The following is a 15322-nucleotide window of genomic DNA, read 5'->3' on the forward strand; positions in this document are numbered from 1 at the left end:
GGGCCCGCCCGCGGCCCTCGCTTCAGTCGACTTCGCGCAGGCGGTATCCTACGCCGGTTTCGGTGGTGATGTAACGCGGCTGGTCGGGCGTTTTCTCGATCTTTTGCCTGAGCTGCCGCACATAGACCCTGAGATACTGCACGTCGGTCGAATCGCCCCAGACCTGCTTCAAAAGAAACTGGTGGGTGAGAACCTTGCCGGCGTGCTGCACGAGGATGCGCAGGATGTCGTACTCCTGCGGCGAGAGCTTTATCTCCCTGTCCTCGATCATGACGATGCGCTTCACCAGATCGACCGTGAGATCGCCGGTGTGGAAGACCGGCTTCTCGCCTTGCTGCTGGAACTTGTGGCGGAGCGCCACGCGGATGCGCGCGACAAGCTCGTTCATGCCGAACGGCTTGGTGATATAGTCGTCGGCGCCGAGATCAAGTGCCGAGACGATGCCGGCCTCGTCGGTGCGGCTGGAAAGGATGACGACGGGAACATCCAGGCCGTCGTCCCGCCATTTGCGCAGCAATTCGTGACCGCCCATGCCGGGCAAGCCGAGATCGAGCAGGATCAGGTCCGGCTTTTCCGTCTCCACGAGTTCGATCGCCGTCTTGGCGTTCGGCGCCTCGCTGATCGCATAGCCCTGGCTGCCAAGAACGTGTCGAAAACGCGCTCCAGATCGGCGCGCAGAATGCCCAGCCCCTCGTCCAATAATGGCGACCGAGATGTGTCCTTCCCGACGAAATATGGATCCAAACCCCATAAAGGTTCGAGACGTGGCGAAGAGGAAAGAAATAAGAAATCCTATAAAGGATTCGCCGTCGCGGCTCTCAGCGCGGCGCTCAAAGACAAGCCGTGCGGCGGGGCGAAGCCGCCGAAAATCAGCGATTTCGCGTATAGATCACGGCATAGTCGTCCGCATACGCCCGCTTCCAGCCGAGTTCATCGAAGAATGGGATGGGGCTGTCGTCCAGCGTGCGAATGGCTGGCGGGTGCGAAGCTGATGCGGGAACGAGGGCGGACTCGCTCCGCCATATCGGCTGCTCAGCCTTCGGCCTTGAAGTTCTTGGCTTCCTTCTCGACCTTGGCGCTGTCCTTGCCGTGCTTGCGCATCAGATCCTTCGCCTGGTTGGGCGAAACGTCAGTTGTCTCGGCCAGTCGCAGGGCCTCCTTGTCGTCCGGTTCGCGTTTCTTCCGATCGGCCATTGCGGTCCGTTTGTCAGCCATCACAATGCCTTTATGCTCTTGGCGATTTCGTTCAGCACCTTGCGGTCGGTGCCGTGGCGCTTGATCAGCGTGCGAGCCTGGTCAGGAGTGATGCCGGCTTCCTCGGCGAGATGCCTCACCTCATAGTCTTCGTCGCCGGCTACTTGTGAGCGATCGCGGTTGTCGGTCTTGGTCTTGTCGTCTGGCATGGCAGTTCTCTCCTCGCTTGGACCTGGAGCATAACGGCGGAGATTTCGTGAGGTTCCTTAATGCCTGTCGCCCAAAAGTGCGCAGCGGTTTTGGGACAACGATTGCATAAACAGCAGCAATGCCTGTCGCCCAAAAGTGCGCAGCGGTTTTGGGACAACGACATGCATAAACAGGAACAATGCATGTCGCCCAAAGCTGCGCAGCGGTCTTGGGCAACGACATCCCTAAAACAAGAACCAAAAGCACGTGGCATCGCGCTCTTCAGACGTGACGCGCTTTAATGCCGGCCTTCGCGCACAAACACATGGGCTTCCTTGGCGGCCGCCGTGAATGCCCGCCGCGCAGTGCCAACCGCCCGCCGCTGCTCCATCGCATCCATCATGGCTTTCAAGGCCGCGCGATATTTCGGCCCGCGCTTTTCGTCTGGCCATTTGTCGACCAGAAGCGAGGCCGCCTGGACCGTCCTCGTCACAGAAAGCCGGGTCCGGTGCGTTCGCTCTCGATCGTCACCGGAACGTCGAATTGTTCATCACGCATTGCCGCCACTCCTTGAGCCCAACGGCAGCAACGGCGCAGCGGATTGTCAGTTCCGATTCGAATGACGCGAACCATCCCGATCACTATTCATGGTTACCGAGTGGCTTACGTCGCCGGTCTCATTTTCGACAATGCGCAAGCCGATTGCAGGCGATGGGTTAGCGGCACCGATGGTCGAACACGATCCCCATGGTCCTACCAATTGCGGTCATGACGATAAGCTCGACCAGTTGGTCGTCGCTGTCCGCACAAGCCGGGCCTGCCCGGCGGATGGAATCTATTGCGGCTCTGGTCGATATGGTGTCGCCGGCGCGGAATTTTGAAAGCGCAGATGAAACAAGTTCATGGGCCGGCAAGTCGACGACAGGCGCTCTCGAAACGACGTTCATTGGCATCCTCCACCATGAAGCCTTTCCCACCAGAATGATACGCCGAACGGCGGTTTTCGCCAGCGAAATTGTGGTCCGACCAGAGGCCGATCCGGACACCAATTGGACCGGGCCAGTACCGAGCCAGCTAGCTTTTTGCAGGGCTCAGCGCGATGCTGCCGACTTCGATTTCTCTCGGCTTTTTGCCGCTGACTTGACCCTTATGCGCATCGCTCCACCGCCCTCGGGCTGGTCGATCTCAAAGGCGTTGGTCTTGCGCACGAGATCGCTCAGCTTGCGAAAGCCGAAGGTTCTGGGATCGAAGTCGGATACCAGATTGGCGAGCTGATTGCCGACAATGCCGAGCGGCACCCAGCCGTCCTCGGTTCCCATCTGTGAAATGACTCTGGTGATGATCGGTGTCGCGGCGCTGGGCGGCTGCAAGGATTTCGTTGGCGCCGCATCTTGCGCGTTGGCTGACGCAGTCGGAAGCAGGTTCTCGGTGTAAACGAAGCGGCGGCATGCCTGCCGGAAACTCTCCGGCGTCTTCTGCTCGCCAAATCCATAAACGTCGATGCCGTGCTCCCTGATGCGAGCGGCAAGGCGGGTGAAGTCGCTGTCGGACGACACCAGGCAGAAGCCTTCGAACCGCCCGCTGTGGAGAAGGTCCATGGCGTCGATGACGAGCGTGATGTCGGATGCGTTCTTGCCGGTGGTGTAGGCGAATTGCTGCTGCGGGATGATCGCATGCTTCGACAGCACATCGGCCCATGCCTTTGAGCGGGTGCTGGAGAAATCGCCGTAGATGCGACGAACGCTTGCCTCGCCGATCTTTGCGATCTCCTCGAACAAGCCGTCGGCAATCTTGGCCGAGGTATTGTCCGCGTCGATCAGCACTGCAAGCCGTGGAGAACGTGGTTCGGTTGGCAAGGTGAGCCCCTGTTTTTGGCTGCGCACCAGAGACATATGGTGCAGCGGAGCCATGCGAAACCTCTTTATCGAGATACGGACGTCATCTACTTCTCCAGATACAAGATCATGCCGGCGTGGTGCAGCACACCGTCGATGAACGTTCCGTCAGCGGTAAAGCCGGTGTCGTCCCAGTAGTCGATGTGATTTCCCCGGATCTCATAGCGCCCCTGGTATGCGCTGTCACGGTTCCCACGCGCTTCGTCATAGCGACCATTTGGAAGCAAGTTGTGGCGGATATGGCCATCCGCCGTGACCCACATCCCGACATAGGGGTGGCTTGCCGAAGCTGGGGTAACCGAATTTTGCGCGATATTCATTTGGGCGAAGCCTTTCTGTGCGGATGAGCCGGCCGCGCCGGCAACAAGCACGGCAGCGGCAAGTATGGAAATCTGTTTCATGGGACTACTTGCTGGCTGTCGGCCGGATGACGATCTCGTTCACGTCGACATCGTCCGGCTGTTCGATGGCAATGCGCACGGCACGGCCGATCGCGTCGGGCTGCAGGGCAATGGCACGATAGGTCTTCATCGCTTCCACCGCGACCGGATCGGTGATCGTGTCGGCGAGCTCGCTCTCGACCACACCGGGGTGGATGCAAGTGACGCGGATGTTGTCGTGCTCCTGCCGCAAGCCATCGGAGATGGCGCGGACCGCGTATTTGGTTGCGCAATAGACCGCGGCTGTCGGCGATACCGAAAGCGCGCCGATGGAGGCGATGTTGACGACATGGCCGGAGCCTCGGGCCGTCATCTGCGGCAGCACGGCAGCGATGCCGTAGAGCACGCCCTTGATGTTGACGTCGACCATTCGGTCCCATTCATCGACCTTCATCGAGGCCATCAGCGACAACGGCATGACGCCGGCATTGTTGACGATCACGTCGACGCGCCCCCAGGCCTGACGCGCTGCCTCGGCAAAGGCGGCGACATCGGCGCGGTCGGTCACGTCCAGGCGGCGCGTCATTGCCTCCCCGCCCTTTGCCCTAATCTCTTCTGCGAGGGCGTCCAGCCGATCGGTGCGGCGCGCGCCGAGCATGACCTTTGCTCCTGCGGCACCGAGCTCCCGGCCGATGGCGGCGCCGATGCCGCTCGACGCCCCGGTGATGAGCACGACTTTGCTAAGGGACATGTTCCGTCTCCGTCTGGTTGATTTTGCGAGCCGCCATGCAGCGGTTGCCACGAAGATGGATCTGTTTCACTGTTGCGATAAGACGACCATTTGTTCACAGCGTCGAAAGCACAGCTAACCAATGCAGCCGGATCTCAATGCGCTTGCCGTCTTCGCCCTCGTCGCCGAGGAGCGGAGCTTTCGTGCGGCTGCGGACCGAATGGGCGTCACCCGCTCGGCGGTGAGCCAGACGATGAAGCGGCTGGAAGAGACGCTCGGTATCGCGCTCGTCCAGCGCACGACGCGAAGCGTCAGCCTGACCGAGGCTGGCGAACGCCTCTACGCCGAGATTGCGCCCGCCATTGCCGACATGCGCGCCGCAATGGAGAGCGCCGGCGACCTGCGCGGGCGTCCGCGCGGGCAGCTGCGGCTCGCCGTCTCGTCGATCGCCGAGCGCTTTCTTTCAGGGCCGTTCCTGGCGGCCTTTGCCGAGGCCAATCCAGAGGTTCAGATCGACATCATGGTGACGGACGAGGAATTCGATATCGTCGCCGAGGGATACGATGCCGGCGTCAGGCTCGGCGAGGTGATCGAGCAGGATATGATCGCAGTGCCTGTTGCCGGTGACGAGCGGCAGCTGGCCGTCTGCGCGCCGGCCTATCGCGATCGGTTCGGGGAGCCCTCGCATCCGAAGGAACTCGCTGATCATCGCTGCATTGGCTGGCGCCGCGCGCCGAAAGTCGCGCCCTATCGTTGGGAATTCGCCGAGGACGGCAAGGAGTTCAGCGTCGCGGTTGCGCCGGAGATCACGACCAACGACATGGCGTTGATGATAAAGCTCGCCATTGCCGGCGCCGGCATCACTTTCGGCATGGAGGAAAGCTTTCGCCCGTGGATCGGTCGGGGCGAACTGGTGCCGGTTCTCGAGGATTTTTGCCCGCGCTTTGCCGGCTTCTACCTGTATTATCCGAGCCGTCGCAACGCCGCGCCGAAGCTGCGCGCGCTTGTCGAACACCTGCGGCGTCCTGGCTAGCTTTTTTTCACGCGGACCGATCGAGCCGAAATCGCTTTCCGGCCCATCATCCGCTTTGGGACGGGAGATCGTCAAAACTCGCTGTGCGCAGCGCTATCTCGATATTGCAATTATATTAGTGTGAGCGCATGTTTCCGTCAGCCGGTCGCAAGCCGGTCAGGCCCGGCGGCCGGCCGGTCACCCCCAACAGGCTGCCGGGCCGCCCGCAATCCCGCGCCTCTGGCGGAGAAAGCGGGCAGATCGGGTTGTGGGCTGAGAGCGTCTGGCGCTTGCGCAATTATATTAGATAAGCCTAATGCAAATCAGGTCTGGCCGATTGAGCGGGCGCGGCGGCGCACTCGGGTTGGGTGTGCTATTCATCCGGTAGATATGTCGATCACGCAAAGGGAGGACGAGATGAGACCGGTTAAGTCATTTGCATTTGCTGCTGTGCTGCTTCTTTCGTCTGCATTGTCTGCGGCCGCCCAGTCGGCTCGCGAGGACATCGAAGCGGCGCTGACGAAATTCACGGACGCCTTCAACAGCGGAAACGCGGCGGCGGTGGGTCAATTGTATACCGAGAACGCTGCCTTGCTGCCGCCCGACGGCAAGCGTGTCGATGGTCGCAAGGGCGTGGAAGAATTCTGGCAGGGCGCGATCAAAGGCGGGATGAAGAATCTCACCCTGAAGGCGCTGGAAGTGGAAGAGAGCGCGAACTTTGCCTACGAAGTTGGCGCATTTACGCTCGATGTGCCGAGCAAAGACGGCGCCCTCTCCACCCTTGCGGGCAAGTACATCGTCGTCTGGAAAAAGGGCGACGACGGGACATGGCGCCTGCATCGGGACATCTGGAATTTGGGTGCGGCCCAATAGAGATTGAAATCCGGGCCTCATTGACCGGCTTGGCGAAAGCTGCGGCGGGTTTTTTGCGTTGGAACAAAGGCTTAGGTAGAAAGTTCGGCTTCCGCAGCATTCTTTCCTGTGCAGACATGTTGCGAGATCGGCTCGTCCCTCCGATCAGCCCGCGTCCTCTTCCCCACCACGGGGCGCGGGCTTTTCTGCCTATCGTACGGAAATAGCCAATGACCAGCCGGCGATCGGCGGCCCCAGGTCTGAGCGTTTGGTCATCATTGTGCCGGCAATGCCTTCGCGGCAGCGGTCAGGGTTGCCCGATCGTTGCCGTGCTTGCGGATCAGTTCGCGCACCTGCTCCGGCGTGATGTTGTTCTGCAGAGCGAAGAAGTTCACTTCATAATCGTCGCTCGCCGATATCTTGTTGCGGTCGCGAAAGTCGCGTTTGCTTTGGTCGTCTGCCATATCGCACATCCTTTAGAATTTTCTAATATTTACTATGGCTAATATACGGTGATGACCTAGACTGGGTTCCATGCGCAGGCGGGCAGAGGCCGGCACCGGCCGGCTAGAGTTCATTCCCCCGATGGAGCCCAGGCTGGTGGCCATGCCGCCCGAGGGTGATGACTGGATTCACGAGATCAAACTGGATGGCTACCGCGCCCAGATCACTATCAACGGGCCCGAGGATATCCGCGTCTATACCGAAACCGGCAAGGACTGGACGCGTCGATATCTGGGCATCATGGAAGCCGCGGGTGAGCTTGAGGTCAAGAACGCCATCATCGACGGCGAGGCGGTCGTCACCGACAAGGCCGGCATGCCCGACTTCAACGCGCTCCAGAACGCCGTCCACAACAATCCCCACGGCATGTACCTGTGCGCATTCGACATTCTGCACCTCAACGGCGATGATCTGCGCGACATCGGTTGCAAGGCGCGCCGCGAAATTCTCAGCGGTATCATCAAGCCGCACAGCCGGATTCGGTTCAGCGAGGCCATGCCTGGCGACGCGCAGTCGCTCTTCCACCTCGTCGAGGAGGTCGAGCTTGAGGGCATTGTCTCGAAGCGCGCCGACAGCAGATATCGCAGCGGCCTGACCACGGACTGGCTGAAGGCCAAGAGCTTCACGGTCGATGAATTCGAATTATTGGGCGTCGAGCGCCAGCCCGGCGAGGGAGCCTTCGCCCTTCTGGCACAGCCCGGCAGCGGGAAATATGTCGGTTCCGCCCTGATCAGCCTGAGCCGCGACATGAAGGAGCGGCTGTTGAAGCGGGTTCGGGAGCACGCCGGGCCGCCGCCAGAGGCGATGAAGAAACGGCCTGGGACGCAATGGCTCAGGCCGGGGGTGAAGCTGCGCATCAAGCATCTGCGCGGCGACCACAGCCAGATACGCAATGCGTCGCTGCTGGGTTTCGCTGACGAGGAGTAGCGTCGTCTGGCATCGGCTTAGTCGCTCGATGATCGCCTTTGGCACGCGGCATTACCGAGGGGCTTAAGAGCCAGCGACACAGGGGTCAAGCCGGGGATGATCGGCCGTGTGATGCACCTGCACGGCAAGGAGACCTGCCGCGTGGTTCGCCACAAGATTTTCGGGGGGAATACTAAAAAGTGGCCTTGCGTTGTTTCCTGCCGACATCCTACCTAGCCCGAACTACTTTCAATCTCAGGGGGCGGGTATGAAACAGAATCAAGAAGGCAGTCGGCGATCATCCATAGGCAACGCACTGGCCATCGGGCTTTTGATATCGAGCATATCTCTGGCAGGGTGCACTACAGTTTCGACTAGCGGTGCGGATGGATGGCTTACGAAGTCAAATTTTGCCAGGGTTGACGAAGCAATGTTTAAGAAAGGCATGATGCCCGTAGCGATCGACTGCCGGTTCGATAGCACAGCTCCGGGCAAAGCGGCCTATGGATCAAAAGTTACGTGGAAACCTGCCCCCAGAGACATTCGCTGGGTAATGTATGTCGGCACTCCCGATTACGTTGCGAGCGATGAAGCTAAATCACGCGCAATCGGCCTTCATCGCGTGTTTTCGAAAAGGGTTCGTGACAAGGCAACGGGTCAAGTAGTTCAGTGTACGATCTCGACGGATTGATCCTCTCAGCGGCGCCGACCATCTGGAAGGGACTATTCCCCTAACGTGCCAACGTTTTACGGTGACAGTGCACCTTTTTGTCTTCTGTTCCCGCATTCCACCCGTTGCCCGCTGCCTCACGGTGGCGGGGCCTTTTGATGGGCACACCGGAACCAGAGCTTGGCGATCCGGTTAACTGGATATGCCAAACAAAATCAAAGACCCGCCACCGAAGCCCGCCCCCAAGAAGACACCTGTCCGTCGTCCCGACAAGGAAGCATCGCCGGAGCCTGAACATGTGGACCCGCCGCCACGAGACGTGCGTGAGGCTCCGGCACCAAATCCAAACGGCGACAGGAAGTCCTAACCGCCGCGCAAGAACGCCGTAGCGCCTCGCCGCCTTATGACAGCGGCTTTTCATTTCGGAGCCGGAATGACTGCTCAAAAGCAAGCTTTCCTGATCTATAGGCAATTACGGTGCTTGCTGCGTGAGGGAACGGATACATTTTTGTCAGCAGACAACGCTGCCCCATTCCATAACGCCTCTCCGAACTGTTGCTTCGGTGCTATGGTGTTCCTGCCTGATCAGACTGCAAGGATATGAGGCATGCCCGAACTCACCCGCCGTACACTTCTTGCGTTCACCGCCGTAGCCTCGTTCGTTGAACCGACGTTTGCTGAAGGGGAAGGTGCCTCACCCGAATTGCAGGCGCTGATCGGAGCCCATGAGGCCGCCTACGACGCGCTCCACAGGGTTGTTCATCGAGCGGACAGCAGCAGCCACGACCGCAAGAGGGCAGACCGGATTGAAGAGGACGCATTGCTGGCCATCTGCTCGTATCCTGCGATCGGTCGAGGCGACCGCCGAGCCAAGGCCCAGTACCTGTTAGCCACTGAAGCACGGGGCGAACTTGACCTGGAAGAGCACATGCAGGCCATCCTGCACTCGATAATGCGGGGCTGATACCATTGTCACCGGCAGCCACCGCAATTCGATGGCTCCAGCGAGTTCAATGGAAAGCGGATGGTTCTGCGGCTCTCTTGGACTGCTCGGCCCGACGATGTGGGTGCCCGAACACGTGGGAGAGCATCACATCGAGCCCTTGAGACCGGTTCGAGGTGCAGCCGCCCGGTATCTACTTACGCGGCGCGTCGTTGAGCGAGGTGGAAACCCGAACGGGCTCGACGAGGCTCGACGGCGGTCACGATGCTGTGGTGGTGATCGCAGTACACGCGGTCAGGCGAAGTTGGCCCAGCACAAAAGCGGTGACCGCCGGGCACTGACCGATCTTCGCGAACCGGGAAGCGGCATTGACAACTGCCCAGCTTGATGAGGGGGACGTCACTCGTTGGCAGTCTGGTATTTTCAGGCATGATGTCTTTCTGGTTCCTAAAGGTTGGCCGTACGTCGTCGCCATGATCCACGGTGGAGGGCAGCGACTGGGTCGGGCGAGTTCATCTCGCTTGGCTGGCTATGGAACACCATGTGGTGTCGGGAACTGCTTCAAGCAATTGCTTGCGGCTAGAAGCCACACCGCTGCTGATGGGTGCGCGAAGCAGGCATCCTTGTCCGTGCCGGTTGACCCCCCCGGGGGAGCTTGTCCGAAGGCGGGGTGGGTGCGGATTGTGGGAGCCCACCACCCTGCGTTTTTTTCGGCTTTTAGGGAACCGGCCAGCAATGCGGATACATTTTGTCAGCAAACGATGTAGTCGCGTCCTAGAGCGCCTCTCCGAAGTGTTGCGCCGGCCGGCCTGTCAGATAGCAAGGATATGACGCATGCCCGAAGTCACCCGCCGTACACTACTTGCGTTCACCGCCGTGGCGTCCGTCGTTGAACCACGTTTGGTGAAGGGGAAACTGCCTGACGCGAATGCAGGCGGAAGCGTCGTTTCGGATGGTTCGAGAATGCAGCAGGCTGTCGCGGACCGGGCCTGCGCAAAGCGCCAACCGAAGGTGCAAGGAAATTCGACGACGATCGATATTTCTCAGCTAAACAACCTTTTAGTAGGGAAATGTGGCGGAGAGAGCGTCTTCTACACCATTGTCCGCCAACGTCTGCTAATGTAACCAAAAGCCGTTGATTCCCTTGAGTTTTCACCGCTCTATCTGATGGTCAAGAAGGGTGGGACCAAGTCCTGGACCTTCGTCCACTTCAAGGGCTCGGGTGCCGGCCGCGTCTGGAAGGAAGCGGGGCTCGGCTCTTATCCCTCTGTCTCCCTGAAAGATGCGCGCATTGTCGCGACCGCCTGCCGCGACCGCCTGCGGCGCGGGCTTGACCCAATAGAACAGCCTTCCGAAAAGAAGGCCGAAGCTCCAACATTCGCTGAGTGCGCGGAAGACTTCATTGTTGAAGTCTGCAAGAGCTGGAGGAATCCGAAACACAAGGCCCAATGGGAAATGACCCTCGGCGATGCCTACTGCAAACCGATCCGCAAAAAGCCGGTCGACAAGGTGACCACGGCCGAGGTCCTCGAAATTTTAAAGCCGGTCTGGCAGGCCAAGCCGGAAACGGCGCAACGGCTTCGCGGCCGAATTGAACGGGTGCTGGACTTTGCCAAGGCCTCGGGGCATCGATCGGGCGAAAACCCAGCTTTGTGGCGCGGCCATCTGCAACACCTGCTGGCGAAGGCAAAGAAGCTCTCTCGCGGGCACCACCCAGCGATGCCTTACGCTGATGTCCCGGTATTCGCGAAGCGCCTGCGGGCCGCTGAAGCCCTGTCGGCAAAGGCGCTGGATTATCTCATCCTGACGGCGGCGCGTTCGGGCGAAGTTCTCGGAATGAAGTGGCCTGAGGTGGATCTGGACGAAAAGGTCTGGACCGTGCCGGCTGAGCGCATGAAGGCGGGCAAAGACGCGCACGTCGGATGCTGCACGGGCATTCACGCACAATGAGCGCGCCGCACGGGATGCAAAGACGGCTCGCCTTCGGGAGCAACGACTTAAGGCCGAAATCACTCTTCCTGCTGCCTTAGCAGCCAAGCCGAAGAGGAACCGGAAAGTCTAGAAGCCCTAGCAGGCACACGTGCACTTACCGAGGCTCTCGTATCAAGTTCAAGTAAGTCGGGTCAAAATCCGCCAACTCGCGAAGGCGATCGATATCGAGAACGGTCACCATTTTGCGATCCCATCTGATCAGCCCAGATGCGCGCAACTCCTGGATCATCCGGTTAACGTGTACGACTGATAAACCAACGATATCGGCAATGTCGGACTGCGTAACGGGTAGTTGGAAGCTTTGGCCACGGACAAGCCCCACAGTTTCCAGACGTGCGTAGAGCTCGCAGATCAAGTGAGCAAGGTGAGTATTGGACGGCCGGCGGCCGAGGCAGGTGACCCAGTTCCGCTCTATGGCGGCATCTATCACAGTAGAGAGCCACAGCAGACGACCGAGATGTGGCGACGCAGCGATTATGGCTTGGAGACTGGTATGGGGCACGAACGCAGCGATGCAATCCCCAAGCGACACGACGCTGTGGTCCATGACCTTTAGCAGCATCGAGTGCAGGTCAACGAAGTCGCCCGCTATATGAACTGCCGTAAGTTGGCGCTTGCCCTCGGAGACGTATTGCTGGCGGGCCGCAAAGCCGTTCAGGACAAGACAGCTTTCGGTTGGACGGGAGCTCTCCACCACAAGTTTCTCGCCAGCAGCAAACGTCCGGATTCGGAACGGCAGCTGCTCCAATAACCTCTTCTCTTCCTCGCTGATGTGGTCTCGGCGCTCGAGAGCCAGGATCAGCGCTGTGAAAGTGCCAGTCACAATATGCCGGGGGCACCGACGCCCCAGGGAGGTGGTTGGTCGCGTTGTGGCACAGCCTTCTCCTTCTGGTGCTTATGGTCGCTCATCGGGCGAGGAAACACCGATGATCAGACCAACCCCTTTTTAAGCGATTGCGGTTTGCTGGCCAATCCCCTTTGTCGGTCCGGGGCTCCGTTTCGTCCCACGCGCCGCGCCCATCAGGTCCGAATGTGCGGAACGGAGGTGACCCTCAACGGACAGCTAAATGGTTGATGAGGGCGTGTCGTCTCGCTCGCGAAGACGACCGCCAATAAGATTCGAAGCTGTCGTCCCGACCCGCACGATGCCGGAAAATTAGCATTTGTTAGTCTGCACGTAAGTAATTCCAAAACCGCGACGCCAATGTGGAACCGACCTTCTTTCGACGGGTTAGCGTGGGCTTATCAGACCGATCAACCTCATTCGAACTCGGAGATAAACATGCCAACAGAGCGGAGCGAGTTTGTGACCCTCATCCCTGCCGTGCGGGCCTTCGCCCGCACGCTCTCTAGGGATGCCTACGATGCCGACGACCTGGTCCAGGAGACGCTGATGAAAGGTATCGCAAACATCAACCGCTTCCAGCCCGGGACCAATATGAAATCCTGGCTTTTCACCATAATGCGCAACACTTTCTATACGCGCATCAAAATGGCGAATCGCGAGGGACCCGGTCTGCTCGATTGCGCTTCGAGCCGGCCTGCGATCGCGGCGAGCCAGGAATGGTCGCTACGCAGCCAGGAGATGGCGCGGGCCATCGAAGCTTTGCCGGACGATCAGCGCCAGGTTATTGTTTTGATAGGCGTTCTCGGGACCAGTTACGACGACGCGGCAAGCATATGCGGCTGCGCCATCGGAACGATCAAGAGCCGCTTGAGCCGCGCGCGCCACCGGCTCCTAGGAACGTTTGGCGAAAAGGGTTCGGGCGATGCCGTAACCACCTCGTCCATCTCCGCCGCCGCCCTCCAGTTCGACGAGGCGCGCGTTTAGGAGTAACCCTTTCGATGCAGTCACCAGCAAGCCGAGGCAAATCATTCGCAGCGCTGGTCCCCCAGTAACTCGCCGCAATAAGGATAAAACTGATGAGCGACGCATTTCCCCACTCCCGCCAGGACGAAAATTTGGCTTACTCGACCGCCAGTGACGACGCTCGCACGATCTTGCTGAACAAAGTTAGCTGGGGCGCCATTTTCGCCGGGGTGGTCGTCGCTCTCGTGGTCCAAGTCCTGCTGACTTTGCTGGGTGCGGGTATGGGCATCGCCACGCTCGATCCCGGGACCGGTGACAATCCCGAGGCATCGACCTTGTCGATTGTAGCCGGTATCTGGTACGTCCTGTCCGGCATTGTTGCTGCGTTTGTTGGCGGCTACATCGCTGCTCGGATGTCCGGCAAGACGCTCCCGACCACGGGCGCCTTCCATGGTCTGACAACGTGGGCACTCACAACCTTGCTGGTCTTATATTTCCTCACCAGCACCGTCGGCATGATTGTTGGCGGAGCTTTCAGTGGCATCGCAAGTGCCGTCGGCGGCTTGAGCGAGACTGTAGCGCAGACTGCGGCCCCGATTGTCGCAGAGGCCAATCCTCTCGAAGCTATTGAAGCTCAGGTGCGCTCGACCGGAACAGATCCGGAAGCCCTTAACAATGCGGCCATTAACGCGATGCGCGCTCTCATCATGGGCAACGAGGCGGATGCGAACGCAGCGCGTCAAAACGCGGCACAAGCACTGGCGACGGCGCGCGGCATCCCTCTCGAACAAGCCACGCAGCAGGTGACGCAGATGGAACAACAATATCACCAAGCCGTCGAGCAGGCGAAGCAACAAGCGGCGGAAGCCGCAGATATCGCTGCTTCGGTCGTATCGTCCGGCGCACTCCTGGCATTCGCTTCCCTTGTGCTTGGCGCGATTGCGGGCTGGTTTGGTGGCCGTTCCGGGGTGGTTCACCCAGTCTTTGCAGACCGCCTCATACCTACGCGGCACGGTTTGACATGACTCTCAGTTCCGCCGATGACGCGACGCCGGCCTCGTTCAAGCGCGATGATGCCTTGAAGGATTGAAACATAGGGGCCGCATGCGACTTAAGCCCGCCATGCCGAAAGGTGCGGCGGGCTTTTTTTGCGCGTGGAACAAAGGCTTGCGACGATAGTTTGGCCATTTGCAGCATGTTTTCGCAGGCACATGCTGCGATCGGTGTCCTCCGATCAGCCCGCGTCCTCTCCCGGAGGCGCGGGCTTTCTTCGCTCATGGAACCAAAAAGATCAAACTTTATTGAAATCGGGTGCTGTTGCGTTGGGGTTTGTATGGCCGAAAGGCTGGCGTTTATTCCACCGATGGAGCCCAAGCTGGTCGCCAAGCCACCCGGGGGGACGACTGGATTCACGAGGTCAAGTTCGACGGCTACCGCTCCCAGATCATCATCGACGGCGGCGGCGCGCGGATTTTCACCCGCCGCGGACTCGACTGGACCTCCAAATACCGCGACCTAGCTGCAGCGGCCAAGACAATGCATGTCGAGGGTGCCATCATCGGCGGCGAAATTATCGTCTTGAATGAGGATGGCATTTCGGATTTTGCCGCCCTTCGGAAGGCGATCACGCGGCGCCAGCACGACCTCTACTTCGTCGCCTTTGATCTGCTGCACCTCAACGGCCACGACCTCCGCGACATGGCACTGGGGGACCGGCGGGAGATACTGCACGGCATGATCCCTCCTGATATCCGTATCCAATTCAGCGAGGCACTGCCGGGCGAGGCGAATGCGATTTATCACCTAGTCGACAAGGCTGGCCTGAAGGGGATGGTATCAAAGCGCGCGAACTCTAAATACCGCAGCGGTCCGACTACCAATTGGCTGAAGACAAAATCTTTCACCGAAAGCGAATTCGAGCTTCTTGGTGTCGAGCGCGAGCGGGGTAAGCCGGCCTTTGCCCTGATGGCCGAGCCGGGGACCCGCAAATATGCCGGCAGTGCCGTCAGCGTCAATCGCGAGATGCGCGAGAGACTTTGGAAAAGGGTCCAGGAACATGCCGGGCCACCGCCCAAGGACATGCCAAAGCGGCCGGCAACGCAGTGGGTCAAGCCGGGGGTCAAAGCCCGCGTGAAGCACTTGCGCGGCGAAGAGGACCTTCGGCACGCCTCGCTGCAGGACTTCTGGATGACGAGTGAGCTTCCGCTTCGATCTGAACCGCCTTTTGTTGATCCTTAAGCAGTCG

The 15322-nt window shown here is 59.8% G+C and carries 17 protein-coding genes and 1 pseudogene; 9 read left to right on the top strand and 9 right to left on the bottom strand.

All coding sequences use genetic code 11. From position 1 onward, the window contains the following. Nucleotides 1-22: 22 nt before the first annotated feature. The 7 genes and pseudogenes from AC0L3D_RS06065 to AC0L3D_RS06095 all read right to left on the bottom strand — a co-directional run. Nucleotides 23-643: pseudogene (locus tag AC0L3D_RS06065) on the bottom strand (response regulator transcription factor); the annotation flags it as partial. Nucleotides 644-1032: 389 nt separating this feature from the next. Next, entirely contained in the window at nt 1033-1215 is a 183-nt protein-coding gene (locus AC0L3D_RS06070; RefSeq protein WP_036262205.1) for a hypothetical protein, read from the bottom strand. Then, complete coding sequence (locus tag AC0L3D_RS06075; protein WP_023797481.1) at nt 1215-1403, bottom strand: DUF3606 domain-containing protein; 189 nt, start codon at nt 1401-1403, stop codon at nt 1215-1217. Before AC0L3D_RS06075 ends, AC0L3D_RS06070 begins: the two co-directional genes overlap by 1 nt. A gap of 278 nt (nt 1404-1681) precedes the next feature. Then, the gene (locus tag AC0L3D_RS06080) at nt 1682-1876 is read right to left on the bottom strand and encodes a DUF982 domain-containing protein (protein WP_473643455.1); all 195 of its coding nucleotides are present in this window, start codon (nt 1874-1876) and stop codon (nt 1682-1684) included. 598 nt (nt 1877-2474) lie between these two features. Further along, nucleotides 2475-3239: an NYN domain-containing protein gene (locus tag AC0L3D_RS06085; protein WP_473643510.1), complete on the bottom strand. Its 765-nt coding sequence runs from the start codon at nt 3237-3239 to the stop codon at nt 2475-2477. Nucleotides 3240-3325: 86 nt separating this feature from the next. Continuing rightward, on the bottom strand, nt 3326-3598 hold the full coding sequence (locus AC0L3D_RS06090; RefSeq protein ID WP_128247428.1) for an Atu4866 domain-containing protein: 273 nt from the start codon (nt 3596-3598) through the stop codon (nt 3326-3328). Between the two features lie 85 nt (nt 3599-3683). Continuing rightward, entirely contained in the window at nt 3684-4409 is a 726-nt protein-coding gene (locus AC0L3D_RS06095) for an SDR family oxidoreductase (RefSeq protein WP_473643457.1), read from the bottom strand. Nucleotides 4410-4530: 121 nt separating this feature from the next. Here AC0L3D_RS06095 and AC0L3D_RS06100 point away from each other — a divergent pair, with 121 nt between their 5' ends. Both AC0L3D_RS06100 and AC0L3D_RS06105 read left to right on the top strand, forming a co-directional pair. Then, nucleotides 4531-5421 carry a LysR family transcriptional regulator gene (locus AC0L3D_RS06100; RefSeq protein ID WP_473643459.1) on the top strand — a complete coding sequence of 297 codons (891 nt, stop codon included), beginning with the start codon at nt 4531-4533 and terminating at the stop codon, nt 5419-5421. A 396-nt stretch (nt 5422-5817) separates the two neighbouring features. Then, entirely contained in the window at nt 5818-6273 is a 456-nt protein-coding gene (locus tag AC0L3D_RS06105) for a YybH family protein (protein WP_473643461.1), read from the top strand. Between the two features lie 254 nt (nt 6274-6527). On the opposite strand, the gene AC0L3D_RS06110 is transcribed toward AC0L3D_RS06105, so the two are convergent. After that, a complete protein-coding gene (locus AC0L3D_RS06110) occupies nt 6528-6716 on the bottom strand; it encodes a DUF3606 domain-containing protein (protein ID WP_128169910.1) in 189 nt (62 codons plus the stop codon). 70 nt (nt 6717-6786) lie between these two features. On the opposite strand from AC0L3D_RS06110, the gene AC0L3D_RS06115 reads away from it, so the two are divergent. From AC0L3D_RS06115 to AC0L3D_RS06130, 4 genes are all read left to right on the top strand, one after another. After that, nucleotides 6787-7683: an ATP-dependent DNA ligase gene (locus AC0L3D_RS06115; RefSeq protein ID WP_473643463.1), complete on the top strand. Its 897-nt coding sequence runs from the start codon at nt 6787-6789 to the stop codon at nt 7681-7683. Between the two features lie 1256 nt (nt 7684-8939). Next, a complete protein-coding gene (locus tag AC0L3D_RS06120) occupies nt 8940-9296 on the top strand; it encodes a hypothetical protein (protein WP_473643465.1) in 357 nt (118 codons plus the stop codon). Between the two features lie 813 nt (nt 9297-10109). After that, on the top strand, nt 10110-10400 hold the full coding sequence (locus AC0L3D_RS06125; protein WP_473643467.1) for a hypothetical protein: 291 nt from the start codon (nt 10110-10112) through the stop codon (nt 10398-10400). Between the two features lie 42 nt (nt 10401-10442). Further along, the gene (locus tag AC0L3D_RS06130) at nt 10443-11225 is read left to right on the top strand and encodes a tyrosine-type recombinase/integrase (RefSeq protein ID WP_473629194.1); all 783 of its coding nucleotides are present in this window, start codon (nt 10443-10445) and stop codon (nt 11223-11225) included. 136 nt (nt 11226-11361) lie between these two features. On the opposite strand, the gene AC0L3D_RS06135 is transcribed toward AC0L3D_RS06130, so the two are convergent. Continuing rightward, nucleotides 11362-12015 (bottom strand): Crp/Fnr family transcriptional regulator, encoded by a 654-nt coding sequence (locus tag AC0L3D_RS06135; protein WP_292432737.1) that lies wholly within the window; start codon nt 12013-12015, stop codon nt 11362-11364. A 534-nt stretch (nt 12016-12549) separates the two neighbouring features. Between AC0L3D_RS06135 and AC0L3D_RS06140 the strand changes: the two genes are divergently transcribed. The 3 genes from AC0L3D_RS06140 to AC0L3D_RS06150 all read left to right on the top strand — a co-directional run bounded on the left by AC0L3D_RS06140 (nt 12550) and on the right by AC0L3D_RS06150 (nt 15315). Continuing rightward, nucleotides 12550-13098 carry a sigma-70 family RNA polymerase sigma factor gene (locus AC0L3D_RS06140; RefSeq protein ID WP_473629215.1) on the top strand — a complete coding sequence of 183 codons (549 nt, stop codon included), beginning with the start codon at nt 12550-12552 and terminating at the stop codon, nt 13096-13098. Between the two features lie 92 nt (nt 13099-13190). After that, entirely contained in the window at nt 13191-14102 is a 912-nt protein-coding gene (locus AC0L3D_RS06145) for a PhnA-like protein (RefSeq protein WP_473643469.1), read from the top strand. A gap of 286 nt (nt 14103-14388) precedes the next feature. After that, entirely contained in the window at nt 14389-15315 is a 927-nt protein-coding gene (locus tag AC0L3D_RS06150) for an ATP-dependent DNA ligase (RefSeq protein WP_473643470.1), read from the top strand. Nucleotides 15316-15322 lie beyond the last annotated feature (7 nt).

Source organism: Mesorhizobium sp. WSM4837, assembly GCF_055811435.1.